The following is a 26869-nucleotide window of genomic DNA, read 5'->3' as shown; positions in this document are numbered from 1 at the left end:
CCGTGTGTACGTGTATCCGGAGAAACGCCCCGGACCAGGACGATGGTTCCACCAGGTGGCACAGCACACATCGCGGACGGCGCGGATGGGGGTGATCGTGAAGCCATGCGTGGAGTGGGAGATCCCGGGCCGCCCGAGCGTGCCCGAAGACCGTGGCGGTGGAGTGCCGGACGATGGCGAGGGCCCCGGGGCCGGTGGAGCGGGCGGGGCGGGGGCCGGAACCGGAACCGGAACCGGTGGAACGGCGGCGGACCGGACGGGGCGTGGCGGCTGACGGCCGTGCGCCGGCGGACACGGCGCCTGCGACGCGCCCTCGTCGCGCTGCTGTGCTTCCTGCCGGCCGCCGCGGCCGTCGGCGCGCTGCTGCTGGGCGCGGAGGGCGTCGGCCGCATCGTGACCGGACGGGCGCCCGCCGGAGCGCACGCGCAGGAGCCCGGCGCCCGGCCCGAGCAGGCGGCGCCGGCCGGCTCCGCCGTCGCGCACGGAGCGCCCCGGCCGCGCATCGTGCCCCGCTCGGTCTGGCTGGACGCCACCGCGCGGCGCGTGCAGCCGCCGCCGCGCTACGACGACAAGGTCGTCGCCGTCTTCGTCCACCACACCGACTCGCCCAACGGCTACGCCTGCGCCGAGGCCCCGCAGATCATCCGCCACCTCTACGCCGGCCAGACCGGCGCCCGCCGCTGGGACGACATCGGCTACAACTTCCTCGTCGACCGCTGCGGCACGATCTACGAGGGCCGCGCCGGGGGCGTCGACCGGGCGGTCACCGGCGCCCACACCCAGGGCTTCAACCACCGCACGGCGGGCATCGCGGCCATCGGCACGTTCACCGCGGGGACGCCCGTGCCGCGCGCCATGACCGACGCGATCGCCGCGCTGGCCGCCTGGAAACTCGGCCTCGCGGGCGTCGACCCGCGCGGCAGCGTCGCCCTGGTCTCCAGCAACCGGCTCGCCCGCTACACCGCGGGCACCACCGCGCTGCTCCCGGCCCTGGCCGGCCACACCGACGGCTTCCGCACCAACTGTCCGGGCGCCGCCCTCACCGTCCGCCTCCCCGCCATCCGGCAGACGGCGGCCCGCCTCCAGGGCCGTATCTGAATCCGACCCGGTGCGGAGCGCGTGTTCCCGCCCGCCCGGAACCGCCCGCCCGCGCGCCGTCGGTCCCGCGAGCGCGTCTGTCAGTCCCGGAAGCGTTCCCACAGGCGCGGATAGCGCCGGGCCAGCTCGTCGTCGTCCTCGAACGCGACCGGGGTGCCCTCCGGTTCCGCCGGGGCGGGCGGGATGCCCAGGTCGGGGGCGACCGTGCCGGTGAGCTGCTCGTAGGCCTCGTCGGCCGCGTACCCCAGCTCCTCGCCGTCGCCGTCGATCTCCTCGTCGAAGTCGTCGAGCAGACCGGCCAGCGCGTCCGGGTCGTGCAGCGCGCCCTCGAACACCTCCCGCCCCTGGCCGATCAGCCAGCACCGGAAGAAGTCGAAGGCGTCGTCGCTGGCCCCGTCCAGCAGCACCCATGCGGCACCCCACAGGTCCCAGCGGTAGGCGCGGTGGTAGCGGGACTCGAAGTGCCGGGCGAAGTCCAGGACCCGCTCGGGGTCGAACGCGAGCAGCCGCTCCACGAGCAGGTCCGCCTGCTCCTCGGGATCACCCTCGGCGGCCCCGCGCGTCGCGTCGATCAGCTCCCAGAACTCCGTCTCGTCCATCACGGTGTCCAGCATCGGCCCTGCCCCCGCGCGCCGCACGCGGAGCCCGCGGAAGGGCGTCCGCCGCCGCGTCCCCGCCCCCGCCTCCGGGCTCGTGCCCGCCTCCGGGCTCGTGCCCGTCCCCGGGTCCGTACAGCCGCGCCAGGCGCCGGGCGTCGCGGGCGAGGCGGGCGCGCAGGGACGGCGGGGCCAGCACCTCCGCCTCCGGGCCGAGCGCCGTGAGCTGGGCGTGGGCGACCTCCTCGGACTCCACCGGCAGGGTCACCGTGCGCCGGCCGTGCTCGTCGGCGGGAGGGGCACCGGCCAGCGCCGCGCGCGCCGCCACCGGGTCGACCACCTGCGCCAGCCGCCGCGCGCCCTCCTCGGACAGCCGTACGACGGCCTCGGCGCGCAGGATCGAGCGGGCGAACTGCTCGGCGCGCTCCGCCCAGAAGGCGGGCAGGTCGAAGCTCTCGTCCCGCGCGAACCCCGCTCCGTCCCCCTCCCGCGCCTCCACGGCCGTGAAGCGGTCCACCCGGTAGACGCGGAACCCCAAGGGGACGGAAGACGGTTCCCCGCCCGCCGCATGGGCCCCAGCGACCCGCGCGCACAGGTACCAGACCCCCGCCTTCAGCACGAGCCCGTACGGCTCCAGCTCCCGCGCCACCTCGGTCCCGCCGCCGTCCTCGCCCGCCCCGCGCCGGTACCGCACGGTGACGACCCGGTCGGCCCGGACCGCCTCCGCGACGGCGGGCAGCAGCTCGGGCACCTCGGGCTCGCGGAACCAGGCCGGGGCGTCCAGATGGAAGCGCTGTGCCGCCGTGCGCGGGGCGTCGCGCACCGAGGGGAGCAGCGCGGCCGACACCTTCAGCCGGGCGGCCGAGGCGGCGTCCGCCAGCCCCATGTCGCGCAGCGCGTCCGGTACGCCGCTGAGGAACAGCGCCTCCGCCTCGTCGCGCGCCAGACCGGTCAGCCGGGTGCGGTAGCCGCCCACCAGCCGGTAGCCGCCGGCCCGCCCCCGGTCGGCGTAGACCGGCACCCCCGCCTCCGACAGCGCCTGCGCGTCCCGCGTGACGGTCCGCTCCGACACCTCCAGCTCCCGGGCCAGCTCGGCGGCGGTCATCGGCTGCCGCGCCTGGAGCAGCAGCACCATCCTGATCAGCCGGGCGGCACGCATACGGCCATCATGCCGGGCCCCACCGACAACGACGACAACGGCGAGGGCGGCGAGGACGACGGCGGAGGACGAAGACGGCGGCGGAGGGGTACGGCAGTTGCTGCCGCACCCCTCCGCCGCCTGTCGCGTCCGCCGGCCCCTACAGGCCGTACTTCTCGCGGGCCTCCTTGACCGCCGAGGCCTTCACCTCGCTGCGCCGGGCCAGCTGGGCCAGCGCCGCGACGACGATCGACTCGGCGTCCACACCGAAGTGGCGGCGGGCCGCGTCACGGGTGTCCGACAGGCCGAAGCCGTCGGCGCCCAGCGAGGACCAGTCCTGCTCGACCCACTGCGCGATCTGGTCCGGGACCTGGCGCATGTAGTCGGACACGGCCAGCACCGGGCCCTCGGCGCCCTGGAGCGCCTGCCGTACGTACGGCACCCGCTCCTCGCCGCGCAGTAGCGCCGTGTCGGCCTCCAGGGCGTCCCGGCGCAGCTCGGTCCAAGAGGTCGCCGACCACACGTCGGCGGCCACGCCCCACTCCTCGGCCAGCAGCCGCTGCGCGGTCAGCGCCCAGTGGATCGCGGTGCCCGAGCCGAGCAGCTGGATCCGCGGGGCGTTCGCCGGGGCGGACAGACCGGCCGACTCCGCCGTGTTGAAGCGGTACAGGCCCTTGACGATGCCCTCGTCGATGCCGAGACCGGACGGCTTGGCCGGCTGCGGCAGCGGCTCGTTGTAGACGGTGAGGTAGTAGAAGACGTTCTGGTCCTCGCCCTCGGCCGCCTCGCCGTACATCCGGCGCAGGCCCTCCTTCACGATGACCGCGATCTCGTACGCGAACGCCGGGTCGTAGGAGAGCGCCGCCGGGTTGGTCGCGGCGATGACCGGCGAGTGGCCGTCGGCGTGCTGGAGGCCCTCGCCCGTCAGCGTGGTGCGGCCGGCCGTCGCGCCGACGAGGAAGCCGCGGCCGAGCTGGTCGCCGAGCTGCCACATCTGGTCGGCGGTGCGCTGCCAGCCGAACATCGAGTAGAAGATGTAGAACGGGATCATCGCCTCGCCGTGCGTCGCGTACGACGACGAAGCGGCGATGAAGTCGGCCATCGAACCGGCCTCGGTGATCCCCTCGTTGAGGATCTGGCCGTTCTCGGCCTCCTTGTAGTACATCAGCTGGTCGCGGTCGACCGGCTCGTACGTCTGGCCCTTGGGGGAGTAGATCCCGAGGGACGGGAAGAGGCTCTCCATGCCGAAGGTGCGCGCCTCGTCGGGGACGATCGGCACCCAGCGCCTGCCCGTCTCCTTGTCGCGGACCAGGTCCTTGACCAGGCGGACGAAGGCCATGGTGGTGGCCACGTTCTGGGTGCCGGAGCCCTTGTCGAAGGAGGCGAACGCCTTGTCGGCGGGGGCGGGCAGCGGCGCGAGCGGGTGCACGCGGCGGGCCGGGGCCGGGCCGCCGAGGGCCGCGCGGCGCTCCTGGAGGTAGCGCACCTCGGGGGAGTCGGCGCCGGGGTGGCCGTAGGGCACCTGGCCGTCGACGAAGTCGCTGTCCCTGATCGGCAGGTCGAGGCGGTCGCGCATCGCCTTGAACTCGTCCACCGTCAGCTTCTTCATCTGGTGGTTGGCGTTCTTCGAGGCGAAGCCGTCGCCGAGGGTGTGGCCCTTGACCGTCTGGGCCAGGATCACCGTCGGGGCGCCCTTGTGCTCCAGGGCCGCCTTGTACGCGGCGTAGACCTTGCGGGCCTCGTGGCCGCCGCGGGAGAAGTGGAAGCACTCGACGATCTTGTCGTCGCTGAGCAGCTTCGCCATCTCGGCCAGCGCCGGGTCGGCGCCGAAGAAGTCCTGGCGGATGTAGGCGGCGTCCCGGGTCTGGTACGTCTGGACCTGGGCGTCCGGCACCTGGCGCAGCCGGCGCAGCAGCGCGCCCGTGGTGTCGAGCTGGAACAGCTCGTCCCAGGCGGTGCCCCACAGCGACTTGACCACGTTCCAGCCGGCGCCGCGGAACTGGGCCTCCAGCTCCTGCACGATCTTGAAGTTGGCGCGGACCGGGCCGTCCAGGCGCTGGAGGTTGCAGTTGATGACGAAGGTCAGGTTGTCCAGACCCTCGCGGGAGGCGAGCGCGAGAGCCGCCGTCGACTCCGGCTCGTCCATCTCGCCGTCGCCGAGGAACGCCCACACGTGCGAGGACGAGACGTCCTTGATGCCGCGGTTGGTGAGGTACCGGTTGAAGCGCGCCTGGTAGATCGCCGACAGCGGGCCGAGGCCCATGGAGACGGTCGGGAACTCCCAGAGCCAGGGCAGGCGCCGCGGGTGCGGGTAGGACGGCAGGCCGTTGCCGCCGGCCTCCTGGCGGAAGTTGTCCAGGTGCTGCTCGGTGAGCCGGCCGTCGAGGAAGGCGCGGGCGTAGATGCCCGGGGAGGCGTGGCCCTGGATGTACAGCTGGTCGCCGGAGCCGTCGCCTTCCTTGCCGTGGAAGAAGTGGTTGAAGCCGGTCTCGTACAGCCAGGCCGCCGAGGCGAAGGTGGCGATGTGGCCGCCGACGCCGTACTTGGAGCCACGGGTCACCATCGCCGCCGCGTTCCACCGGTTCCACGCGGTGATACGGGCCTCCAGGGCCTCGTCACCGGGGACGGCCGGCTCCGCGGCGGTCGGGATGGAGTTGACGTAGTCCGTCTCCAGCAGCTTGGGCAGGGCGACACCAGTGCCCTCCGCGCGCTCCAGCGTGCGGCGCATCAGGTACGCCGCGCGGTGCGGCCCGGCCGCCTGGGCGACGGCGTCCAGGGAGGCCTGCCACTCGGCGGTCTCCTCGGGGTCGCGGTCCGGGAGCTGGTCGAGCTCGCTCGGCTGGATGGCGTTGGGGTCGGTCATGTCGCCGCCTTCCTCAGTCGAAGGGGGTTCCCTCATCTGGTAAGGGTTCGGGGGTGCCCTAGGTCTTTGGCAGGACAGGGCTGAGGGCCCTGGTCAGAGCCCGTCGCCGACTGTAACCCCCTGATCGATGATCGATCAAAGGGTTGAGGGGGAAAACCTCTCGATTCCGAGAAAGTCGGCACCCGGTGCCTTTCGGGCAGGCACGCCGTGCCGCATTTTCGAACTGTTTCCGCAGGTGAGCGGGGAAGTGCTCGACTGGCGTCAGGGGCGCGGAGCGCACCCCAGGACATGCGCCTTGACCAGTTCCGCGATCCGTGGATCACGCCGCCGGAACGCCTGCACCAGCTCCTCGTGCTCCTCCGCGTACGACTGCTGCACCGTGCCGAGCCAGCGGATCGACAGCGCCGTGAACACCTCGATGCCCAGCCCCTCCCAGGTGTGCAGCAGCACCGAGTTGCCGGCCGCGCGCACCAGCTCCCGGTGGAAGCCCACGGTGTGCCGCACCTGCGCGGTCCCGTCGGCGCGCCGGTCGGCCTCGTAGAGCGCGGACACGTGCGGCTCCAGGGCCGAGCAGTCCTCCGCGAGCCGTCCGGCGGCCAGCTCCGCCGCTATGGCCTCAAGACCGGCCCGGACCGGGTAGCTCTCCTCCAGGTCGGCGGCGGTCAGATTGCGCACCCGGACGCCCTTGTTGGGCGCCGACTCGATCAGCCGCAGCGACTCCAGCTCGCGCAGCGCCTCCCGCACCGGCGTCTGGCTGACCTCCAGCTCGGTCGCGATCCGCCGCTCCACGATCCGCTCGCCCGGCTTCCAGCGCCCGCTGACGATCCCCTCCACGATGTGCTCGCGGATCTGCTCGCGCAGCGAGTGGACGACGGGCGCGGTCATGGAGGCTCCTTAAAACGGGACCGAAGACGGCCCCCGGGGGCATTGACGCTTAGACAATACGGCGGTCCGCGCGCGGCGGAAGGGCGCATACGGGCGCTTTCACGCAGGTGAGACGAGGCTTACACGCCGTGATGGCCAAGAAACGGCAAACGGCGGCGCCCCCGCCCGGAGTGCTCCGGACGGGGGCGCCGCACCAGCTCCCGGCGGGGAGCGGAGAGGTCAGAGACCCAGCTCGACCTCGAACTCGCCCGCCTCCAGGATCGCCTTGACCGCCGTCAGGTAACGGGCCGCGTCGGCGCCGTCCACCAGGCGGTGGTCGTAGGAGAGGGTCAGGTAGGTCATGTCGCGGACGCCGATGACCGTGCCCTCCTCGGTCTCGATGACGGCCGGACGCTTGACCGTGGCACCGATGCCGAGGATCGCGACCTGGCCCGGCGGCACGATGATCGTGTCGAAGAGCGCGCCGCGCGAACCGGTGTTGGAGATGGTGAAGGTCGCACCGGACAGCTCGTCCGGCGTGATCTTGCTGGCCCGCACCTTGCCCGCCAGCTCGGCCGTGGCCTTGGCGATACCGGCGATGTTGAGGTCACCGGCGTGCTTGATGACCGGGGTCATCAGGCCCTTCTCGGAGTCCACCGCGATACCGACGTTCTCGGTGTCGAAGTAGGTGATGGTCCCCTCGGCCTCGTTGATCTTGGCGTTGATGGCCGGGTGGGCCTTCAGCGCCTGCGCGGCGGCCTTGACGAAGAACGGCATCGGGGAGAGCTTGACGCCCTCGCGCGCCGCGAAGGAGTCCTTCGCCTGCGCGCGCAGCCGCATCAGCCGGGTCACGTCGACCTCGACCACCGAGGACAGCTGCGCCTGCTCGTGCAGGGCCTTGACCATGTTGTCGCCGATGACCTTGCGGATCCGCGGCATCTTCACGGTCTGGCCGCGCAGCGGGGAGGCCTCCAGGGCGGGGGCCTTCTTCGCGGCGGGCGCGGCAGCGGCGGCCGCCGGGGCGGCGGCCGGGGTCTTCGCGGCCTCGGCCGCGGAGAGCACGTCCTGCTTGCGGATGCGTCCGCCGACGCCGGTGCCCTTGACGGCGCCCAGGTCGACGCCGTTCTCGGCGGCGAGCTTGCGCACCAGCGGGGTCACGTAGGCACCGTCGTCGGTCGCCTGGGCGGCCGGGGCGGGGGCGGCCGGAGCGGCGGGAGCCTGCGGGGCCGGGGCGGGGGCCGCGGGGGCGGCCGGAGCCTGCGGGGCGGCCGGTTCCGGAGCCGGGGCCGGGGCCGCGGGGGCCGGGGCGGGGGCGGCCGGAGCCGGGGCGGCCGCGGGAGCGGCACCCGGGGCACCGATGACGGCGAGCTTGGCGCCGACCTCGGCGGTCTCGTCCTCGCCGACCACGATCTCCAGGAGCACGCCGGAGGTGGGCGCCGGGATCTCGGTGTCGACCTTGTCCGTGGAGACCTCCAGCAGCGGCTCGTCGGCCTCGACGGAGTCGCCGACCGACTTCAGCCAGCGGGTGACGGTGCCCTCGGTGACGGACTCACCGAGCGCGGGCAGGACCACGTCCGTGCCCTCGGCGCCACCGGCGGGGGCGGCGGGCGCCTGAGCGGCAGGAGCCGGGGCCGGGGCGGCGGGGGCCTCGGCGACGGGGGCCGGGGCGGGCTCGGCGGCCGGGGCGGGAGCGGCCTCGGCGGCGGGCGCCTCGGCAGCGGCGGGGGCGCCCGAGCCGTCGTCGATGACGGCCAGCTCGGCGCCGACCTCCACCGTCTCGTCCTCGGCGACCTTGATGGAGGCCAGCACACCGGCGGCCGGCGAGGGGATCTCGGTGTCGACCTTGTCGGTCGAGACCTCGAGCAGCGGCTCGTCGGCCTCGACGCGCTCGCCCTCGGCCTTCAGCCAGCGGGTGACAGTGCCCTCGGTGACGCTCTCGCCGAGCGCCGGCAGGGTTACGGAAACCGCCATGGTTTCGGTTGCTCCTTACGAAGTACGGAAGTCTGTGTCGTCGCGCCCGTTGACCGAAGGCTCAGTCGTGGGAGTGGAGGGGCTTGCCGGCCAGGGCCAGGTGGGCCTCGCCGAGCGCCTCGTTCTGCGTCGGGTGGGCGTGGATGAGCTGCGCGACCTCGGCCGGCAGCGCCTCCCAGTTGTAGATCAGCTGCGCTTCGCCGACCTGCTCGCCCATGCGGTCGCCGACCATGTGGACGCCGACCACGGCACCGTCCTTGACCTGGACGAGCTTGATCTCGCCCGCGGTCTTGAGGATCTTGCTCTTTCCGTTGCCCGCCAGGTTGTACTTCAGGGCGACGACCTTGTCCGCGCCGTGGATCTCCTTGGCCTTGGCCTCGGTGATGCCGACGGAGGCGACCTCCGGGTGGCAGTACGTGACCCGGGGGACACCGTCGTAGTCGATCGGGACGGTCTTCAGACCGGCCAGACGCTCCGCCACCAGGATGCCCTCGGCGAAGCCGACGTGCGCGAGCTGGAGGGTGGGGACCAGGTCGCCGACGGCCGAGACGGTCGGGACGTTGGTGCGCATGTACTCGTCGACCAGGACGTAGCCGCGGTCCATGGCGACCCCGGCCTCCTCGTAGCCCAGGCCCTGGGAGACCGGGCCGCGGCCGATGGCGACGAGCAGGACCTCGGCCTCGAACTCCTTGCCGTCGGCGAGGGTGACCTTGACGCCGTCCTGGGTGTACTCGGCCTTCTCGAAGAAGGTGCCCAGGTTGAACTTGATGCCCCGCTTGCGGAAGGCGCGCTCCAGCAGCTTGGAGCTGTTCTCGTCCTCGACCGGGACGAGGTGCTTGAGCCCCTCGACGATGGTGACGTCGGTGCCGAAGGACTTCCACGCGGAGGCGAACTCGACGCCGATGACACCGCCGCCGAGGATGATCGCGGACTTCGGCACCCGGTCCAGCACGAGGGCGTGGTCGGAGGAGATGACGCGGTTGCCGTCGATGGTCAGGCCGGGCAGGGACTTCGGCACGGAACCGGTCGCCAGGAGGACGTGGCGGCCCTGGATCCGCTGGCCGTTGACATCGACGGAGGTCGGGGAGGACAGCCGGCCCTCACCCTCGATGTACGTCACCTTGCGGGAGGCGATCAGCCCCTGGAGCCCCTTGTACAGGCCCGAGATGACCTCGTCCTTGTACTTCTGGACGGCCGGGACGTCGATGCCCTCGAAGGTGGCCTTGACACCGAACTGCTCGCTCTCGCGGGCCTGGTCGGCGATCTCGCCCGCGTGCAGCAGGGCCTTGGTGGGGATGCACCCCTTGTGCAGGCAGGTACCGCCGACCTTGTCCTTCTCGATCAGGGCGACGTCCAGGCCCAGCTGCGCCCCGCGCAGGGCCGCGGCGTAACCGCCGCTGCCACCGCCGAGGATCACTAGGTCGAAAACGGTGCTGGCGTCGTTCGCCACGTCACGTCCTCCATGCATGTGCGCCGTGCCGGTCGTCGGTGACCGGCGGGCGGCTTGTGTCCGGCCGCTCGTTCTTCGGCCCTTTGGGTGGGGGCCCTGTCCTGCCGACGCCCATCTTCGCACTTGTCGGGGGTGAACGAGACGCGGGGCCGGGGTGTGAGACATACCACCCGCCACGCGCGCCGGGACACGGGGGCGCGCCGCGCGCCGGACGCGGCGGCCCCGGGTGCGCCGGGCACCCGGGGCCGCCGCGGTGCGGGAGCGGGCCTCAGCCCAGGTCGCCCGCGGCCGTCAGCTCGGCCAGCCGGACCAGGGTGCGCACCGCGCTGCCCGTGCCGCCCTTGGGGGTGTAGCCGAAGGGGCCCTGCTCGTTGAAGGCCGGACCGGCGATGTCCAGGTGCGCCCAGGTGATGCCCTCGCCGATGAACTCGCGCAGGAACAGACCGGCGACCAGGCCGCCGCCCATCCGCTCGCCCATGTTGGCGATGTCGGCGGTCGGGGAGTCCATGCCCTTGCGCAGGTGCTCGGGCAGCGGCATCGGCCACGCCTCCTCGCCGACCTCCTCGGCGGCCTCGTGGATCGCGGAGCGGAACGCGTCGTCGTTCGCCATGATCCCGAAGGTGCGGTTGCCGAGCGCCAGCACCATCGCGCCGGTCAGCGTCGCGACGTCCACGATCGCGTCCGGCTTCTCCTGCGAGGCGGCCCACAGCGCGTCCGCGAGCACCAGCCGGCCCTCGGCGTCGGTGTTGAGCACCTCCACCGTCTTGCCGCTGAACATGCGCAGCACGTCACCGGGGCGGGTGGCGGAGCCGGAGGGCATGTTCTCGGCCAGCGCCAGCCAGCCGGTCACGTTGACCTCCAGGCCCAGCCGGGCGGCGGTGACGACGGCGGCGAAGACCGCGGCGGCACCGGCCATGTCGCACTTCATCGTCTCGTTGTGACCGGCCGGCTTGAGCGAGATGCCGCCCGAGTCGTAGGTGATGCCCTTGCCGACGAGCGCCAGGTGCTTCTTCGCCTTCGAGCTGGTGTACGACAGCTTGACCAGGCGCGGCCCGGCCGCCGAACCGGCGCCGACGCCCAGGATGCCGCCGTAGCCGCCCTTGGCGAGCGCCTTCTCGTCCAGCACCTGGATCTTCAGACCGTGCGCCTTGGCCGCGTCCTGCGCGACGGCGGCGAACGAGGCCGGGTTCAGGTCGTTGGGCGGGGTGTTGATGAGGTCGCGGGCGCGGTTCAGCTCCTCGGCGAGGGCGGTGGCGCGCTCGATCGCCGCCTTGAACGCCTTGTCGCGGGGCTTGCCGCCGAGCAGCACGGCGTCGGCCAGCGGCGCCTTGCCGCCGCGGTCCTTGGCGTCCTTGCCCTCCTCCTTGTACGTGTCGAAGGAGTACGCGCCCAGCAGCGCGCCCTCGGCGACCGCGCCGGCGTCGGCGGCGTCCGCGAGCGGCAGCGCGAACGCGGCCTTCTTCGCGCCGGTGAGGGCGCGGGCGGCCACACCGGCGGCCCGGCGCAGCGCCTCGGGGTCGAACCCGGCGTCCTTCTCGGGCGCGGCGCCCAGGCCCACCGCGAGGACGAGCGGGGCCTTGAAGCCGGACGGCGCGGGCAGCTTCGTGACCTCGCCCTCGGCCCCGGAGGCGCCGAGGGTCTCCAGGACGGCGGCGAGCTTGCCGTCGTAGGCCGCGTCGACGGCCTCGGCACCCGGTGCGAGGACCAGGGCCCCGGACCTGGATGTGCCCTTGGCGACACCGACGACGATCGCGTCGGCGCGCAGGCCGGGCGCCGCGGCGGTGCTGAGAGTGAGAGCAGTCACGGTGGTGATTTCTCGCTTCCCTGTGAAAGGTGGTTGGCCGAATACGGGTGGGTCGACCGGGCCCGACGACCGACCTCAGGCCCTGTCGGACCCGACTCCATCTGCGGTGCGGTCTGCACCCGGGCAGGCAATCACCCGGCACGAGCCTACGCGCGTCCGCGCGCCGGTCCGTCGCGTGGTCTTCACCCGGCGGCGGCACGGCCGTCACCGGATGCCCCGCGCGCCGCCGCACCATGCGTGCGCGGGACGCCGCCGGGAAGCCAACTGCCCTGGCGGCGGGGTGCGGTGGGGCATCGGCGATGATCGAATGGTGCACACCCCCACGGATCACCCCACCACCCGTCCTGCCCGCCGTCCCGCCGCTCCCCCCGGATTCCGGTCCGCGGCCCGCCCGGCCGCCCTCGTCGCGCTCCTCCTCCTGCTGCTCGCCGGATGCGGGAGCGGCACGCGCGACGACGGCGACGGCGGTGGGGGCGGTGGGGGCAAGGCGCGTGCCGGGAAGGCCACCGCGTCCCCGGCGGACCGCTGGCGCCCCCGGCCGGGCACCAGTTGGCAGTGGCAGCTCAGCGGCCGGCTCGACACCTCGGTGGACGCGGCGGTCTACGACATCGACGGCTTCGACCACTCGAAGGAGACGGTCGCCGCACTGCACCGCGCGGGCCGCAAGGTCATCTGCTACGTCTCCACCGGCGCCTGGGAGGACTTCCGGCCCGACGCCGCCCGCTTCCCCGCCTCGGTGCTCGGCGAGGGCAACGGCTGGAAGGGCGAGCGCTGGTTCGACATCCGCCGCACCGACGTCCTTCAGCCCCTGCTGGCGGCCCGCCTCGACATGTGCCGCGACAAGGGCTTCGACGCGGTGGAGCCGGACAACATGGACGGCTACAAGAACCGCACCGGATTCCCGCTCACCGCCGCCGACCAGCTCCGCTACAACCGCCTCGTCGCCTCCCTCGCCCACGCGCGCGGCATGTCGGTCGGCCTGAAGAACGACCTGGACCAGATCCCCGAGCTGGTGGGCGACTTCGACTTCGCGGTCAACGAACAGTGCGCACAGTACGGCGAGTGCGCCCGGCTCAAGCCGTTCGTCGCGGCCGGCAAGGCGGTCTTCCACACCGAGTACGAACTGCCCACCGGCCGCTTCTGCGCGGAGTCCCGCGAGCTGGAACTGAGCTCCCTGCTCAAGAAGTACGAGCTGGGGGCGTGGCGCCGGGCGTGCTGAACCCCGTGCCCGACGCGGGGAACCCCGGGCCGGGCGGGGGAGGGAACCCCGGGCCGCCGCCGGGCGGCGGGAACCCCGGCGCGGCGGGCGGCGGAAAGCCGGGACCGCCGCCCGGCCGGGGGAGCCCCTGCCCGCCGCCGGGCGCGGGGAAGCCCGGCGCGGCGACCGGCGGGTACCCCGGGTCCGCGGGCGGCGGGAACGCCGGGCCGACCGGTGCGTCCGGCGCGGTGGCGAGGTCCGCTGCCGTGCGGAGCGGCGCGCCGGGGGCGCCCAGCCACAGCCCGGTGACCGAGGTCCGCGCCAGCCGGTCGGCGAGCGAGCGCCGGCCGCGGAACAGCACCGGCAGCGCGTTGACCAGGAAGAGCAGCACGGCCACCGCCCACACCAGCACCGACAGCAGGAAGTGCCCCTCGATCAGCAGCACGCAGGCCACCGCGTAGACGGCGACGTCGGCCGCGGTGGTGACGGCGGCCCGGACCGCGGCCGAGCGGCCCCGCCGGGACAGCGGCGAGAGCGGGGCGACCTTCAGCCCGAGCAGCGCCTTGCCCGCCGTGCGCCCGGCCAGGGCCAGGCAGGCCCACTGGTAGAGGAAGGTGGCGAGCACCAGCAGCGCGAAGCCCTGCTCCACGTACAGCACGGCCTTGTTCCACAGCGAGAGGCCCAGGTGCTCGGAGCTGCCGACGACGTCACCGCGCGAGCCGAGCAGATCAAGGCCGCCGCGGGTGGCCAGCTCGGGCACGTCGGTGACCAGGGCGGCGATCCGGTGGAAGGTGAGCACGGCGAGCGCGGAGGCCGCCGCGACCACCAGCGCGAAGTCGATCAACCAGGCCATGACACGGCGCAGCTTCGGCACAGACGTCCCCCGATCCCGTCACCCGTTGTCTGTTCCGCCGTTCAGACTAGCGAGCGGGGGGCGGGCGGCCGAAGGGTCCGGCGGGAATCGTTTCAGCCCAGTGACACGACGAGCAGCGCGCAGGTCGCCGCCGTCTCGGCGAGACCGCCGAAGACGTCGCCGGTCACTCCGCCGAAACGGCGCGTGCAGTGCCGCAGCAGCAGCTCCGCCGCGCACAGCGCGGCGAGCACCGCACCGGCCGCGCGCCAGGCGGTGCCCGTGCCGAGGACCGCGCCCGCCGCGCCCGCCGCCAGTGTGACGGCGAGCGCCACGCCCAGCGCGGCGGGCACCGGCACCACCCCGGCGACGGCCGCGCCCAGCCCCTCGGGCCGGGCGGCGGGCACCCCGGTGCGCGCGGCCAGGGTCAGCGCCAGCCGGGCGGCGACCGCGGAGACGACGGCCGCGAGGGCGCCGCGCGCCCACGAGCCGGAGTACGCCTGGGTGAGGGCGGCCACCTGGGCGAGCAGCACGAACAGCAGCGTGATCACGCCGAAGGGGCCGATGTCCGACTGCTTCATGATGCGCAGCGCGTCCGCGGCGGGCTTGCCGCTGCCCAGTCCGTCGGCGGTGTCCGCGAGCCCGTCCAGATGCAGACCGCGGGTCAGGACGGCGGGCACGGCGGCGGTGGCGACGGCCGCGAGCAGCGGGGCGGCCCCGAGCAGGTGCAGCAGCAGACCGGCGCCCGCCGCGGCCACGCCCACCACGAGCCCCGCGACCGGAGCGCACAGCATCCCCCCGCGCGCCGCCCCCCGGTCCCAGCGGTGCACCCGGACCGGCAGCACGGTCAGCGTGCCGAAGGCGAACCGCGGCCCGTGCGTCCACGAGCCCGGCGGGGGAGAGGACGGGGAGGAGGAAGCGGGCGACGGGGACGAGGGGGACGAGGGGGACGAGGGGTCGGACACGCGGGCAGACTACGGGAGGGGCGTACGCGGCGGGCCGGTGGGCGGGCGACCGCCCGGCGGACGGGGCAGACTGCTGTCCATGGGGCACTGGCTGTACCGCAACATCGTCGAACCCGGCAAACTGCCCCTGCTCCTGGCCCTGGGCGCGTTCGTCGCCACCTTCCTGATCACCCGCGTCATCACCCGTCTCATCCGGGCCGGCCGCGGCCCCTTCGGGAACGTCAAGGCGGGCGGGCTGCACATCCACCACGTCGTCCCCGGAGTGGTCCTCGCCGTCCTGGGCGGCTTCGGCGCGATCGCCACCAGCAGCAGGCACGGCGTGGGCGCCTCGGTGTTCGCGGTGATCTTCGGTACGGGCGTGGGTCTCGTCCTGGACGAGTTCGCGCTCCTGCTGCACCTGGACGACGTCTACTGGACCGAGGAGGGCCGCAAGAGCGTCGAGGTGGTCGTCCTCACCGCGGCCCTGGTCGGACTGGTCCTCGCCGGGTTCTCCCCGTTCGGCGTCAACGACGTCACCCCCGGCGAGCTCCAGGACCGCGGGACGGTCATCGCGGGCGTGGCCGCGAACTTCCTCCTCTCCCTGGTGGCGCTCGGCAAGGGCAAGCTGCGCCTGGCGGTCTTCGGCGTGATCGTGCCCTTCGTCGCCCTGGTCGGCGCCGTCCGGCTGGCCCGGCCCGGCTCCTACTGGGCCCGGCACCTCTACCGCCACCGCCCGCGCGCCCGCGCCCGTGCCGCCCTCCGCGCCCACCGCCACGACCGCCGCTGGACGGCACCCCGCCGCGCCTTCCAGGACTGGATCGCCGGCAAACCGACCACGCTCCCGCCCGCCCTCCCGACGGCGGGCCCGCCCCCATTGACAGAACCGCGACCCACCCCGGAGACGGAGCCCACCCCGGAGACGGAGCCCACCCCGGAGACGGACCCCGCCCCGGGCGCGGAGCCGGCCCGAGAAGTGGAATCCGCCCGGGGAACAGAACCCGCCCCGGGCGCGGACCCCGCCTCGGGCCCGGAACCGGGCGGAGCCCCCGGCCGGGACGCGGAGCCGGGAACGGGCCCGGGGGAGGGACGAGGCTGGGGGAAGGGCCGAGATCCGGGAGATTCGGGTGGGGGTGCGGCGCGGACCTGAGGCCGGTCCTGGGCGGGACGTGGCGCGAGCGGTGCGGCGGGGGCCGGGTTCGGGTGGCCTGGTTCTGGCGTGGTCCGGCGTGGGTGCGGCCTGGTTCGGGCGGGATGCGGCCGGGACACGGAGCCGGGACCGGGTCTGGGGGAGGCCGGGGCGGGACCTGGCGCCGTCCTGAGGTCCGGCTCGGGTGAGGTCCGGCTCGGTTCGGCCCGGTCAGGGCGGAGGCTGTGGCCCGGACGCGGAGTCGTGGGGCCGGGTGCGGGGTGAGGTTCGGCTGGGGGGGGGTGCGGCGCGGGCCTTGGCCTGGGGTCGGACTCGGGCGTGGCCCGGCGCGAGCGGTGCGGCGGGGGCCTGGTTCGGGTGGCCTGGTTCTGGCGTGGTCCGGCGCGGGTACGGCCTGGTTCGGGCGGGAGTTCCGGCCGGGACTGCGGAACCGCGACCGGGCGCGGGTTGAGGGCAGGGTGGGCCCGGCTCGGGCAGGCGGCCCGGTTTGGGTGCCGGTCCGGCTCGGGCGCTTTGGCCCGGACGCGTCCTGGCCAGGGACTCGGAGCCCGGCGTCTGCCGCGCGTGGTGCGGCGCCGGGTCAGGTGTCACGGACGCGGCCGGACGCCGGGCCCGCTCCGGGCATCGGCCTGCCCCAGGCCCCGGCGGTGTCCCGCGCGCCTTTCCCGGCCCGGACCCAGATGACGGGCCCGTGCCCAGACGCCGTCCCGGGCCCCGGCTTGGCGGCCGCGGCCGCAGACCCTGGCTCCGCCCCGTCGCACGCCCCGCCCGCTCGACCGGATCCACCGCCCCAGCCGACCCGGCCTCCGGGACCACGACCGGTGACGCCACCTGGCCCGGCCTCGGGTCTGGCCCCGGGCCCAGCTCCTGGCCTGGCTTCCGGTCCGGTCCCTGGCCTGGCCTTCGGTCTGGCCTCCGGTCCGGTCCCGGGTCCGGCCTCCGGTCCGGTTCTCGGTTCGGCCCCTGACCCGGCTGCCGGACGGAGCCTTGGTCCGGTCCTTGGCCCGGTCCCCGGTCTGACCTCCGGTCCGGTCCCTGGCCCGGCCCCCGATCCGACCTCCGGTCCGGTCCTCGGTTCGGCCCCTGCCCCGGCCCCCGGTTCTGCCGTCGGCCGTGCCCCCGGCCCTGCCCCCGTCTCCGCCCCCGCGCGGGAAGCGGTGCCGCAGGCGGCCGCTGCCGTCGTCGGCGGGCGAGGCGGTGGGCGGCGGGGGGTGCGGCGCAGGAGCGCCGGGGCGGCGTACAGCAGGGCCGCGCCCGCGATCGCGGCCAGGTGCTCCTTTCCCGCGAGGTTGTCCTTCAGGGCGGCCTCGGCGGCCATGGCCGCGGTCACCGCGCCCGCCGTGAGGTACGCGCCGTGGCGCAGGCCGACGTACACCGCGAGCCCGACGACGGCCGCCGACGGGCCGGTGTCGACGACGTGCGCGTCGGCGGGCGGCAGGCCCAGCGGGCGGTGCGGGCCCAGGGCGAGGCCGAGCCGCGCGTACAGCGTGCCGGTGAGCGTGGCGGCGTAGGCGACGGCCAGGGTGCGCGGCCGGCCGAGGCAGACCTCGGCGACGCCGAACACGCACAGGACCTGCGCCAGCGCGCCCCACACCGGCAGGTCGGGCGCCGGGACGCACAGCGAGAGCGGGGTGTGCAGCAGGGCCCGCCACAGCGGGTCGTCGGCCCGTACGACACCGGTGCGCCGCGCCAGGGCGTCCCCCCACGGCCGGTGCTGCGCGTAGTACAGCAGCGCCGTCAGGCAGACGGCGGCCAGCGTCATCGGCACCGCACGCGGCCCGCGCCCCAGCAGCGGGACGCGTACGGTGCCGTACACCCGCGCCCACTCGGCGCCGACCCGGCGGACGGCGCGCCCCATCAGGCCCGTACGCCTTGCCCGGCGCACCGCTGCCGCGACCCCGACGGTCCAGGCGGTCCAGGCGGTCCGAACGATCCCGGTGGTCGCGGCGGCCCCGCCCTCACCGCCGGGTCTCCAGCCGCCCCCGGCGGCGCAGCCGCTCCGGCAGCCCGCGCACCGCCGGACCGGTGGTCAGGAAGCCCTCGGCGCGGGCCGCCGCGAGGCCGATGCGCGGCAGGTCCGCGCTCTTCTCGAAGAGCAGGAACCGCGGCTCCCACACCGGCCGGTACTTGGCGTTGGCGCGGTACAGCGACTCGATCTGCCACCACCGGGAGAAGAAGCCGAGCAGCGAGCGCCACACGCGCAGCACCGGACCCGCGCCCAGGCGCGCCCCGCGTTCGAAGACCGAGCGGAACATCGCGAAGTTCAGCGAGACCTGGGTGACCCGGACCTCCCGCGCCCGGCCGAGGAGTTCGATGACCATGAACTCCATGAGGCCGTTCTCGGCGTCCCGGTCACGGCGCATCAGGTCCAGGGACAGCCCGTGCGGCCCCCAGGGCACGAAGGAGAGCAGAGCCCGCAGAGCGCCGTGCGCGTCGCGGCACTCCAGCATCACGCAGCGGCCGTCGGCCGGGTCGCCGAGCCGGCCGAGCGCCATGCTGAAGCCGCGTTCGGTGGGCCCGTCCCGCCAGTCGTCCGCCCGCCGCACCAGGGAGGCCATCTCGTCCGCCGGGATGTCCTCGTGCCGCCGTACGCGCACGGTGTACCCGGCCCGCCGCACCCGGTTGTGGGCCTGCCGCACGGTGCGCATGGCCCGGCCCTCCAAAGTGAAGTCGGCGACCTCCACCACCGCCTCGTCGCCCAGTTCCAGGGCGTCCAGGCCGTGGCGCGCGTACACCGTGCCCGCCTCCTCGCCCGCGCCCATCACGGCCGGGATCCAGCCGTGCGCCCTGGCCTCGGCCAGCCACGGCCCGATGGCGCCGGGCCACGCCTCCGGGTCGCCCAGCGGATCCCCGGAGGCCAGCGACACCCCGCCCACCACCCGGTAGGCGACGGCCGCCTTCCCGGTCGGCGACCACACGACGCTCTTCTCGCGGCGCAGCGCGAAGTAGCCGAGCGAGTCCCGCTCGCCGTGCCGGTCCAGCAGCTCGCGCAGCCGCTTCTCGTCGTCCTCGGTGAGCGGGTCGACGGCGCGCCGGGAGCGGAAGGCGGCGTACAGGACGGCGAGGACCAGCGCCGTGGACAGCACGTTGACGGAGACGTCAGCCCAGGGCGGGGTGGCGATTGCGGGGAACCTGGCCTCCGGCGCGGCCACCGAGACCAGCCGCAGCGTGCCGTAGTGCCAGCGCTCCGGCCAGGTCGAACGGGCCGCGTCCGGCGCCTGGTTGGTGACCGTCACCAGCAGGGCCGCCAGCAGCGAGGCGGCCGGCAGCCCGGCCATCGCGACGAGGGCGGCGAGCTTCGGGTTGGCGCGGTCGCCCTTGGCGTAGAACTCGCGCCGCCCGAGCAGCAGGGCGGCCACGAAGGCGGCGGTGAGGATCAGCGAGACCCAGTTCTGCGCGGAGCCGCGGATCTCGGGCAGCGTCATCGCGACGGCGAACAGTCCGAGGAACGGCGCGCTCAGACCGAGGTTCAGGATCCAGGCGGCCCGCTTGCGCCGCCGCATGGTGACGGCCAGGAAGGCGGCGAACACCCCGGAGGCGAAGCCGGCGGTGAGCAGGTACGGGGTGAACAGGTTCTCCTGGTTGTGCCGCCGCACGTCCTGGCCCAGGGAGACCCACACCGCGCTGAGGAAGTTGACGAACGCGACCGCCCGCAGATACCAGACGGCCCCCGCGGCGGCCCGCCGCGAGGCCGCGCCGCCCCGGCCGCCCGGACCACTCCGCTCGCCCGGACCACTCCGCTCGCCCGGACTGCCCGGACTGGCGGAACGGGCGGGTGCAATGCGGGCATATCCCATGAATACGGATCATATGCATGGCATCGCGGCACGGTACGGACGCGCGTCACGCCGCACCGCGCCGTGTCCCGCTCCCCGCGCCCGGCGCGTCAGTCCAGGCCGGAGTAGTCCATGGGCTCGTCCTCCGGAGCGGCGGCGGCAGCGCCGGTCCCGGCGGCGCCGTCGGTCTCGTCGTCGGCGGCGGGCGCCGTCTCGGGAAGCTCGGCCGCCAGGTCCGCGGCGGCCCGCACCAGCGGGAGCGCCAGCAGCGCGCCCGCGCCCTCCCCGACCCGTACGGCGTGGTCGAGCAGCGGCTCCAGCGCCATCCGGTCCAGCGCCTTGGCCTGTCCGGGCTCCCCGCTGACATGCCCGGCCAGCCACCAGTCCGGCGCCCGGAAGGCCACCCGCTGCGCCACCAGCGCGCACGCCGCCGAGACCACGCCGTCCAGGATCACCGGCAGCTTGCGCACCGCGCACTGGAGCAGGAAGCCGGTCATCGCCGCCAGATCGGCCCCGCCGACCGCCCCGAGCAGCGCCAGCTGGTCCCCGAGCACCGGCCGCGCCCGGCGCAGCGCGTCCCGGATCGCGGCGCACTTGCGCATCCAGGCCAGGTCGTCGATCGCCTCGCCGCCGCGGCCGGTCACCACCGACGCGTCCGTCCCGCACAGCGCGGCGATCAGCACCGCCGCCGCCGTCGTCCCGCCCACGCTGACGTCACCGAGCACCACGAGGTCCGTACCGGAGTCGGCCTCCTCGTCGGCCACCGCGACCCCGGCCCGGAACGCGGCCTCGGCCTCCTCGGGGGTCAGCGCGTCCTCGATGTCGATACGTCCGCTGCCGCGCCGCACCCGGTGACGCACGACGTCCTCGGGCAGCGCCCCGGGCTCGCAGTCCAGGGCCATGTCCACCACCCGCACCGGCACACCCTGGCGCCGGGCCAGCACGGACACCGGCCGCGCGCCCTCCAGCACCGCCCGGACCGACTGCGCGGCGGTGCCCGCCGGGCGGGCCGACACGTCGAGCGCGGCGATGCCGTGGTCACCGGCGAAGAGCACGACGCGCGGCTGTTCGACCGGCCGCACCGGTACGGCACCCTGGGCCGCGGCCAGCCACTCACCCAGGTCGTCGAGGCGGCCCAGCGCACCGGGCGGCACGGCCTGACGCTCCCGGCGCGCCTCGGCGTCACGCCGCACTCCGCCGTCGGGGCGCTCGATCAGATCGGAGAAGTCGTCGAGATTCAGCGAGCTCATTCGCCGAACAGTACCGGCCCCGGCCGAACGGGACCGACCCACGTCCCGATGCCGCCGCCACCCCCCGCACGCCGGCGCCGCCACCCCCCGCAGGCCGGCGCCGCCACCCCCGCACGCCGGGCCGTCGGCACACCCGTACGGCGTCTTCCCGGCCGCGACACGGATCCCATACGTTCCCTTTTGCAGGGAATTGTCGACAGTGGCCGCACGAGAGGCCGCCCCCGGCCGCTCCCCGCCGTACGCCCGCCCGCCCACCGGGAGCCGACCATGCCGCCCCTGCCGTACGCCCCGCGGGTCTACGACCCGCGCCGCATCGGGTACGCCGCCGAACTCGCCCAGGGCACCGACCGGTTCCACGAGCCGCGCCGCGCGGACTGCCCCTGGTGCGGCTCCGCCCGGCTGCGCACCCGGCTGAGCGCGCCCGACCTGCTCCAGCGCAAGCCGGGCAGGTTCGCGCTCGACCAGTGCCGCGACTGCGGGCACGCCTTCCAGAACCCCCGGCTCACCCCGGCCGGACTCGCCTTCTACCACCGCGACTTCGACGAGAGCGACCCGCAGGCACTGCCCGACCCGGTGCTCGCCGCCCGCCGCAGCCACCGCAGGCACCGCTGGGACGCCCACCTGATGCGCAACGTGGGCGAACCGGAGAGCTGGCTCGACGTCGGCACCGGCCACGCCCACTTCCCCGCCGCGGCCCGGGAGATCTTCCCGTACACCTCCTTCGACGGGCTCGACCCCACGCCCCGGGTGGAGGCCGCGCGCGCGGCCGGGCGGATCGAGGAGGCGCACATCGGGCATCTGTCCGACCCGCGCGTGGCCGAACGGCTGCGCGGACGCTACGACGTGGTCAGCATGTTCCACCACCTCTCCCACGCCCCCGACCCCCGGGCCGAGCTGCGCGGCGCCCTCACCGCGCTGCGCCCCGGCGGCCACCTCCTGATCGAACTGCCCGACCCGCGCAGCGCGTTCGCCCTGCTGCTGGGCAAGTGGTGGCTGCCGCACGGGCAGCCGCGCCATCTGCACCTGCCGCCCGCGCGCAACCTGCGCGCCGCGCTGGAGTCCGCGGGCTGCACGGTCCTCGTCACCGACCACCGCACCCCGCACACGCCGAACGACCTGTCGGCGGCCCTCGCCCTGGCCCTGGCCCGCCTGCTGCCCGCCCCCGACGCCCCCTGGCGGCAGACCCCGCCCAGCACCCCGCGGCGCGCGCTGCGCGCGGTCCTCGCCGCCGCCACCAGCCCGCTGGTCGACCTGGCCGCTCTCCTCGACCTGGCCCTCGCCCCGCTGCTGCGCCGCACCCCGGGCTGCTCGAACACCTACCGGCTCGTCGCCCGCCGCGACACGGCCGGACCCGTCTGACCCGTCTGACCCGTCTGACCCGTCTGATCCGTCCGGCCCGTCCGGCCCGTCCGACCCGCGCGGATTCGCCCCGCCCCGGCGGCTTCCGCCACTTCAGCCGCGCAGACGCAGCGCCTGGCCCGCCACCACCAGCAGCACCTGTTCGCACTCGGCGGCGAAGGCCGCGTTCAGCCGGCCCAGTTCGTCACGGTAGCGGCGGCCCGAGGCGGTGGCCGGGACGATGCCCGAACCGACCTCGTTGGAGACGGCGACCACGGTCCGCCGGGCGGCCCGCACCGCCGACGTCAGCGCGGCCGTCCGCCCCCGCAGCGCCCGTTCACCGCCGTCCGCCCACTCGGCGTCGTCCCAGGCGCCCACGGAGTCCATCGCGTCCGTCAGCCACAGCGACAGGCAGTCGATCAGGAGCGGCGGACCGTCCTGCGCGAGCAGCGGCACCAGGTCGCACGTCTCGGACGTACGCCACGAACCCGGCCGCCGCTCCCGGTGCAGGGCCACCCGCGCCGCCCACTCCGTGTCCCCGCCCCGGGTGCCGCCGGTGGCCACGTACAGCACGTCGGGAAAGGCCGCCAGCCGCCGCTCGGCCTCCACCGACTTGCCCGAACGCGCCCCGCCCAGCACCAGCGTGCGCCGGGGCACGTCCGGTACGGCCGCCATGTTCTCGTACGCCCCGATCACCAGCGTGCTGCCGTCCGGCACCGCCCGCGCCCCGGCCGCCGCCAGCCGCCGGGACAGTTCGGGGCCCGGCGGCACATCGTGGTCGAGATGGACCGCGACGACATCGGTCGCCCGCCCCACCGCCCCCACGGCCCGCAGCTTCGCCAGCGCGTCCGGCCGCCCCGTCACATCCGCGACGACCATGTCGTACGCCGGTACGGAACCCTCCTCCAGACCGGCCGGGGCGCCGCCCGGCGGCAGATACAGCAGCCGCTTGCCGTCCGGCCCGGTCACCGCGTACCCCGTGCCCGGCGCGTCCAGCGCCACCGCCCGCACCCGATGCCCGGTCAGCAGCGCCAGCTCCCGCCCGTCCGGCACCCGGCCCGGCTGCGGCAGCCCGGCGGGCACCTCCACGGTCGGACCGTCGTGCGGATGGGACAGCAGCACCTGGGCCACCTGCCCCAGCGACTGCCCGGCCCGAGCGGCGGCGAACGCCACGCCGGGCGTCAGGTCCAGCAGCAGCGACCCGTCCACGAGCAGCGCCGTCGCGGCGCGGGCCTGCGCACCGAGAGCCGTCGCGCAGGCCGCGCACGGGCAGTGGGGGCGGGGCAGCCCCGCGGGGGCGCCGGTACCGAGCAGTGTCACGTCCACGGACCCGATTTTCCCGTGCCGGTGCGGGTCGTGCGCATCCGGCTAGGCTGCTGCGGGCGGAACCGGATCATGATCCGCGTGATCCGGCTGCCGATGGGCAGTGTGTGCAGTGGGCGCGCGGTGCGCCCGCAGACGTGTGCCCGTACTCGTGTGCTCGCATCAGGGAGGCGTACATGGTGGCATGGACGTGGCGGTTCGAGACGGCCGACGGGACGGAGGTCCAGCCCGCGGTGCAGCCGGAGGAGTTCACCACGCAGGGCGACGCCGAGTCCTGGATCGGGGAGAACTGGAAGGCTCTGGCCGACGGCGGCGCGGACCAGGTGCGGCTGTTCGAGGACACCGCCGAGATCTACGGTCCGATGAGCCTGCACGCCGACCAGGCCCAGGCGTAGGGCCTTCGGCCGGTCCGGAGCGTTCCGGGGTTCCGGGCCGGTCCGGGGCGCCGCCGAACCGGACGAAGGCTGACGAGAGCTTCGGGGGCCGGGCCACCGCGCCGGGCTCCCGCATCGGGCCCCGCGCCGGGCCGCCCGAGGCGCCCCGCTCACTGCTCGCCCAGCGTCACGTCCACCGTCCGCTCGGCGCCGTCGCGGGAGTACGTCACCTTCGTCCGCTGCCCCGGCTTGTCCCCGGCCAGCGCCTCCGACAGCGAGGTGATGTCGGTGATGCCGGCGCCGCCGACCTTGAGGATGATGTCGCCGGGCCGGATCCCCGCCCGGTCCGCCGCGCCACCGGACTTCACCTCGACGACCGCGACCCCGGCGGGCTGGTACGAGGTGTCGATGACGGTGCGTCCGGTGATGCCGAGCGCGGCCCGCCCCGAGTCGACGACCTTGCCGTACTTCACGATCTGCCCGGCGATCGTCCTCACCATGGACGAGGGGATCGCGAACCCGATGCCGGGCGCCGCGCTGCCCCCGAGCTGCGGGTCGGTGGCGGCGAGCGTCGGGATGCCGATGACCTGGCCGTCCAGGTTCACCAGCGCGCCCCCGCTGTTGCCGGGGTTGATCGCCGCCGAGGTCTGCACCATGTCGGCGATCGTCGCCCCCGTGCCGCCGCCGCTCTGCCCCTCGCTGACGGTCCGCCCGGTCGCCGACACGATCCCCTGGGTGACGCTCGACGAAAGGCCCAGCGGCGACCCCATGGCGAGCACGATCTGCCCGACCGCGACCTTGTCGGAGTCCCCGAAGGTGGCCGCCTTCAGCCCGTCGGGCACCTTGTCCAGCTTGACGACGGCGAGGTCCTGCTCCGGATAGGCGGACGCCAGGGTCGCGGTGAGCGTCTCCTCGCTGCCCGCCGTGGTGACGCGGAAGCGCTTCTCGTTCCCGACGACGTGCGCGTTGGTGACGATGTGCCCCTTGTCGTCGAAGACGACCCCCGAGCCGAGGTCGCGGCTCGCCTGGATCTGCACGACCGAGGGCAGGACCTCCTTGATCACCCGCTGGTAGTCGCTCTGGAGGCCGTCCGCCGCCGCCGGGGCGGCCACCTGCCGCCCGCCCGAGGAGGGCGTCGGGGCGCCGGAGGCCGCCGTCTCCTCGGGCCCGGTGGGACCGCTGCACCCGGCCAGCGCGGCGGCACAGCACACGAGCGCGACCAGCGGACCGGCCGTCCGGCGGCCCCGGACACACGGACGGCCACGGGTGCGCGTACGGCCGGGCGCGGCACCGCTGGTACGGCTGACGGAGCTGGTACGGCTACGGAAAGCGTCCATGAGCCGAGTCTGTCGCCGAGACGGACGCCGGGCCCTGCCGACGCACCCGATCGGGCGGCCGGGGCGGCCTGCCCGGGGGAGTGCTAGCCCCGCACCCCGCACAGATGCAGCAGCGCCGCCACCGCGCGGTACGGGTCGGTCCGGCCGGCCCGCTCCTCCGTGTCCAGCAGCGTCGCCACGTCCGCCGGCGGCTCGGCGCCGTCCGCAGCCGTGTCCGTGAAGACCCGCACCCCGTACCAGGCGTGCAGCGGCGCGCCGATCCCGGCGAGGGTCGCGGTCAGATCGGCGAGCCGGTCCGCCCGTACGTCCAGGCCCAGCCGGTTGCGGTACACCGTCGAGTCGAACGCGGCCAGCGCGGTCGGCCAGTCGCCCATGAGCCCCGGCCGCAGCGCCAGCGCGTCGGCGTTGCGCACCAGCAGCGACAGCAGACCGCCCGGCGCGAGCATCCGGGCCAGCCCCGCCAGCAGCGGGTCGGGCTCCTCGACGTACATCAGCACGCCGTGGCAGAGCACGACGTCGAAGCTGCCGGGCAGGAAGTGCACCCCGGTGTCCTGGCCGTCGCCCTCGACGATCCGCATCCGCGCCCGGATGCCCTCGGGCTCGGCGGCCAGCGCCTCCCGCGCCACGGCGATCATCTTCTGGTCGCGCTCCAGGCCGGTGACCTGGTGCCCCGCACGGGCCAGCCGCAGCGCCTGCGTGCCCTGGCCCATCCCGACGTCGAGCACCCGCAGCCGCTGCCCGACCGGGAAACGCCCCGCTATCTGCTCGTCGAGCTGCCGGGCGACCAGCTCCTGCCGTACGACGTCACGCAGCCCGCCCAGCTTCTGCAGCCAGGCGTCGGCCGCGCCTCCGGAGAAAGCGGTCGTACTCAGGGCCGCTCTCCACGCTTGACCTGCGGCTTGGGCAGACGGAGCCGGCGCATCTGGAGGGAGCGCATCAGCGCGTAGGCGACGGCGCCCTTGCGGCTCTGGTCCGGGAAGCGCTCCGCCAGCCGCTTCTTCAGCCGGAAGACGCTGAGGACCGAGTCGAGCACGATCAGCACGATCACCACGAGCCACAGCAGCAGCGCGAGGTTCTGCAGATAGCCGACGCGCACCATGCTCAGCACCAGGATGACCACGGCCATCGGCAGGAAGAACTCCGCGATGTTGAACCGCGAGTCGATGAAGTCACGCGCGAACTTGCGCACCGGGCCCTTGTCACGGGCCGGGAGGTAGCGCTCGTCGCCGCTGGCCAGCGCCTGGCGCTGGCGCTCCATCTGGACGCGGCGCTCCTCGCGCTGCCGCTTGGCGGCCTCCTTGCGGTTGGTCGGCGTGTTGGCGACGCTGCGGCGCTGGCCCTGGGCCTCACTCCTCTTCGGCGTGGGGCGACCCTTGGGCGCCTGCGGGTCACGGGGCTGCTTGGAGATGCTCACCGTCGTCTTTTCGGCGACCGGCGCCTTCTCTTCCTTGGCACGGCTACGGAACACAAATCCCAAGGGTACGGGCTCGACCCGCATGGACCCCAGCCCGGTGGGGAACGATCCGGCAACACCGGACGTCTTCAGGG

General features: G+C 74.8%; 19 protein-coding genes and 2 pseudogenes. 5 read left to right on the top strand and 16 right to left on the bottom strand.

What is annotated here, in order from left to right; genetic code table 11:
• Window positions 1-279 precede the first annotated feature (279 nt).
• The gene (locus tag R4Z62_RS08555) at window positions 280-1098 is read left to right on the top strand and encodes a peptidoglycan recognition protein family protein (protein ID WP_107440786.1); all 819 of its coding nucleotides are present in this window, start codon (window positions 280-282) and stop codon (window positions 1096-1098) included.
• Between the two features lie 80 nt (window positions 1099-1178).
• Here R4Z62_RS08555 and R4Z62_RS08550 read toward each other — a convergent pair whose 3' ends face one another.
• The 7 genes and pseudogenes from R4Z62_RS08550 to R4Z62_RS08520 form a co-directional block, all read right to left on the bottom strand.
• Window positions 1179-1697 (bottom strand): DUF4240 domain-containing protein, encoded by a 519-nt coding sequence (locus R4Z62_RS08550; RefSeq protein ID WP_355482247.1) that lies wholly within the window; start codon window positions 1695-1697, stop codon window positions 1179-1181.
• 127 nt (window positions 1698-1824) lie between these two features.
• A pseudogene (locus R4Z62_RS08545) lies at window positions 1825-2853 on the bottom strand (helix-turn-helix transcriptional regulator); the annotation flags it as partial.
• A 139-nt stretch (window positions 2854-2992) separates the two neighbouring features.
• The gene (aceE, locus tag R4Z62_RS08540) at window positions 2993-5695 is read right to left on the bottom strand and encodes a pyruvate dehydrogenase (acetyl-transferring), homodimeric type (protein ID WP_385489734.1); all 2703 of its coding nucleotides are present in this window, start codon (window positions 5693-5695) and stop codon (window positions 2993-2995) included.
• A 261-nt stretch (window positions 5696-5956) separates the two neighbouring features.
• Window positions 5957-6580, bottom strand: coding sequence for a GntR family transcriptional regulator (locus R4Z62_RS08535; RefSeq protein WP_018567379.1), 624 nt, complete (start codon window positions 6578-6580; stop codon window positions 5957-5959).
• Between the two features lie 219 nt (window positions 6581-6799).
• Window positions 6800-8530 (bottom strand): 2-oxoglutarate dehydrogenase, E2 component, dihydrolipoamide succinyltransferase, encoded by a 1731-nt coding sequence (gene sucB, locus R4Z62_RS08530; protein ID WP_385489730.1) that lies wholly within the window; start codon window positions 8528-8530, stop codon window positions 6800-6802.
• A gap of 61 nt (window positions 8531-8591) precedes the next feature.
• Window positions 8592-9980 carry a dihydrolipoyl dehydrogenase gene (gene lpdA, locus R4Z62_RS08525; RefSeq protein WP_018567381.1) on the bottom strand — a complete coding sequence of 463 codons (1389 nt, stop codon included), beginning with the start codon at window positions 9978-9980 and terminating at the stop codon, window positions 8592-8594.
• A gap of 268 nt (window positions 9981-10248) precedes the next feature.
• Entirely contained in the window at window positions 10249-11784 is a 1536-nt protein-coding gene (locus R4Z62_RS08520; RefSeq protein WP_064532688.1) for a leucyl aminopeptidase, read from the bottom strand.
• A 307-nt stretch (window positions 11785-12091) separates the two neighbouring features.
• On the opposite strand from R4Z62_RS08520, the gene R4Z62_RS08515 reads away from it, so the two are divergent.
• Window positions 12092-13003, top strand: coding sequence for an endo alpha-1,4 polygalactosaminidase (locus R4Z62_RS08515; RefSeq protein ID WP_385489725.1), 912 nt, complete (start codon window positions 12092-12094; stop codon window positions 13001-13003).
• Here R4Z62_RS08515 and R4Z62_RS08510 read toward each other — a convergent pair.
• Together R4Z62_RS08510 and R4Z62_RS08505 are read right to left on the bottom strand one after the other, a co-directional pair.
• Window positions 12963-13835 (bottom strand): RDD family protein, encoded by an 873-nt coding sequence (locus tag R4Z62_RS08510; RefSeq protein ID WP_355482226.1) that lies wholly within the window; start codon window positions 13833-13835, stop codon window positions 12963-12965. The genes R4Z62_RS08515 and R4Z62_RS08510 overlap by 41 nt on opposite strands.
• A 113-nt stretch (window positions 13836-13948) precedes the next feature.
• Entirely contained in the window at window positions 13949-14797 is an 849-nt protein-coding gene (locus R4Z62_RS08505) for an adenosylcobinamide-GDP ribazoletransferase (protein WP_491519462.1), read from the bottom strand.
• Between the two features lie 79 nt (window positions 14798-14876).
• Here R4Z62_RS08505 and R4Z62_RS08500 point away from each other — a divergent pair.
• Window positions 14877-15632, top strand: a pseudogene (locus R4Z62_RS08500) (hypothetical protein); the annotation flags it as partial.
• A gap of 871 nt (window positions 15633-16503) precedes the next feature.
• Here the strand turns inward: R4Z62_RS08500 and R4Z62_RS08495 are convergent.
• The 3 genes from R4Z62_RS08495 to cobT form a co-directional block, all read right to left on the bottom strand.
• On the bottom strand, window positions 16504-17781 hold the full coding sequence (locus R4Z62_RS08495) for a hypothetical protein (protein ID WP_385489722.1): 1278 nt from the start codon (window positions 17779-17781) through the stop codon (window positions 16504-16506).
• A 100-nt stretch (window positions 17782-17881) separates the two neighbouring features.
• Window positions 17882-19720 (bottom strand): phosphatidylglycerol lysyltransferase domain-containing protein, encoded by a 1839-nt coding sequence (locus tag R4Z62_RS08490; protein ID WP_385489719.1) that lies wholly within the window; start codon window positions 19718-19720, stop codon window positions 17882-17884.
• A gap of 89 nt (window positions 19721-19809) precedes the next feature.
• Window positions 19810-20949: a nicotinate-nucleotide--dimethylbenzimidazole phosphoribosyltransferase gene (gene cobT, locus R4Z62_RS08485; RefSeq protein WP_491519461.1), complete on the bottom strand. Its 1140-nt coding sequence runs from the start codon at window positions 20947-20949 to the stop codon at window positions 19810-19812.
• 267 nt (window positions 20950-21216) lie between these two features.
• Between cobT and R4Z62_RS08480 the strand changes: the two genes are divergently transcribed.
• Window positions 21217-22308 carry a class I SAM-dependent methyltransferase gene (locus tag R4Z62_RS08480; protein WP_491519460.1) on the top strand — a complete coding sequence of 364 codons (1092 nt, stop codon included), beginning with the start codon at window positions 21217-21219 and terminating at the stop codon, window positions 22306-22308.
• A 93-nt stretch (window positions 22309-22401) separates the two neighbouring features.
• Here R4Z62_RS08480 and R4Z62_RS08475 read toward each other — a convergent pair whose 3' ends face one another.
• Window positions 22402-23613, bottom strand: a complete 1212-nt coding sequence (locus R4Z62_RS08475) for a bifunctional adenosylcobinamide kinase/adenosylcobinamide-phosphate guanylyltransferase (RefSeq protein ID WP_491519459.1) — start codon at window positions 23611-23613, stop codon at window positions 22402-22404.
• A gap of 173 nt (window positions 23614-23786) precedes the next feature.
• On the opposite strand from R4Z62_RS08475, the gene R4Z62_RS08470 reads away from it, so the two are divergent.
• Entirely contained in the window at window positions 23787-24005 is a 219-nt protein-coding gene (locus R4Z62_RS08470) for a hypothetical protein (protein ID WP_064532674.1), read from the top strand.
• A 149-nt stretch (window positions 24006-24154) separates the two neighbouring features.
• Here R4Z62_RS08470 and R4Z62_RS08465 read toward each other — a convergent pair whose 3' ends face one another.
• From R4Z62_RS08465 to R4Z62_RS08455, 3 genes are all read right to left on the bottom strand, one after another.
• On the bottom strand, window positions 24155-25195 hold the full coding sequence (locus tag R4Z62_RS08465) for a S1C family serine protease (protein WP_491521853.1): 1041 nt from the start codon (window positions 25193-25195) through the stop codon (window positions 24155-24157).
• Between the two features lie 209 nt (window positions 25196-25404).
• A complete protein-coding gene (locus tag R4Z62_RS08460; protein ID WP_064537320.1) occupies window positions 25405-26109 on the bottom strand; it encodes a class I SAM-dependent methyltransferase in 705 nt (234 codons plus the stop codon).
• An 80-nt stretch (window positions 26110-26189) separates the two neighbouring features.
• Window positions 26190-26819: a DUF3043 domain-containing protein gene (locus R4Z62_RS08455; protein WP_078509960.1), complete on the bottom strand. Its 630-nt coding sequence runs from the start codon at window positions 26817-26819 to the stop codon at window positions 26190-26192.
• Window positions 26820-26869: the final 50 nt, after the last annotated feature.

Source organism: Streptomyces sp. PL-25, from assembly GCF_058344915.1.
This window is presented reverse-complemented; position numbering and strand designations above follow the sequence as displayed.

Excerpts from the sequence above, each read along its gene's own strand:
- R4Z62_RS08550 (WP_355482247.1), bottom strand. The coding sequence starts at position 1,697 with ATGGACGAGACGGAGTTCTGGGAGCTGATCGACGCGACGCGCGGGGCC.
- aceE (WP_385489734.1), bottom strand. The coding sequence starts at position 5,695 with ATGACCGACCCCAACGCCATCCAGCCGAGCGAGCTCGACCAGCTCCCG.
- R4Z62_RS08535 (WP_018567379.1), bottom strand. The coding sequence starts at position 6,580 with ATGACCGCGCCCGTCGTCCACTCGCTGCGCGAGCAGATCCGCGAGCAC.
- sucB (WP_385489730.1), bottom strand. The coding sequence starts at position 8,530 with ATGGCGGTTTCCGTAACCCTGCCGGCGCTCGGCGAGAGCGTCACCGAG.
- R4Z62_RS08515 (WP_385489725.1), top strand. The coding sequence starts at position 12,092 with ATGGTGCACACCCCCACGGATCACCCCACCACCCGTCCTGCCCGCCGT.
- R4Z62_RS08510 (WP_355482226.1), bottom strand. The coding sequence starts at position 13,835 with ATGGCCTGGTTGATCGACTTCGCGCTGGTGGTCGCGGCGGCCTCCGCG.
- R4Z62_RS08495 (WP_385489722.1), bottom strand. The coding sequence starts at position 17,781 with ATGGGGCGCGCCGTCCGCCGGGTCGGCGCCGAGTGGGCGCGGGTGTAC.
- R4Z62_RS08490 (WP_385489719.1), bottom strand. The coding sequence starts at position 19,720 with ATGGGATATGCCCGCATTGCACCCGCCCGTTCCGCCAGTCCGGGCAGT.
- cobT (WP_491519461.1), bottom strand. The coding sequence starts at position 20,949 with ATGAGCTCGCTGAATCTCGACGACTTCTCCGATCTGATCGAGCGCCCC.
- R4Z62_RS08480 (WP_491519460.1), top strand. The coding sequence starts at position 21,217 with ATGCCGCCCCTGCCGTACGCCCCGCGGGTCTACGACCCGCGCCGCATC.
- R4Z62_RS08470 (WP_064532674.1), top strand. The coding sequence starts at position 23,787 with ATGGTGGCATGGACGTGGCGGTTCGAGACGGCCGACGGGACGGAGGTC.
- R4Z62_RS08455 (WP_078509960.1), bottom strand. The coding sequence starts at position 26,819 with ATGCGGGTCGAGCCCGTACCCTTGGGATTTGTGTTCCGTAGCCGTGCC.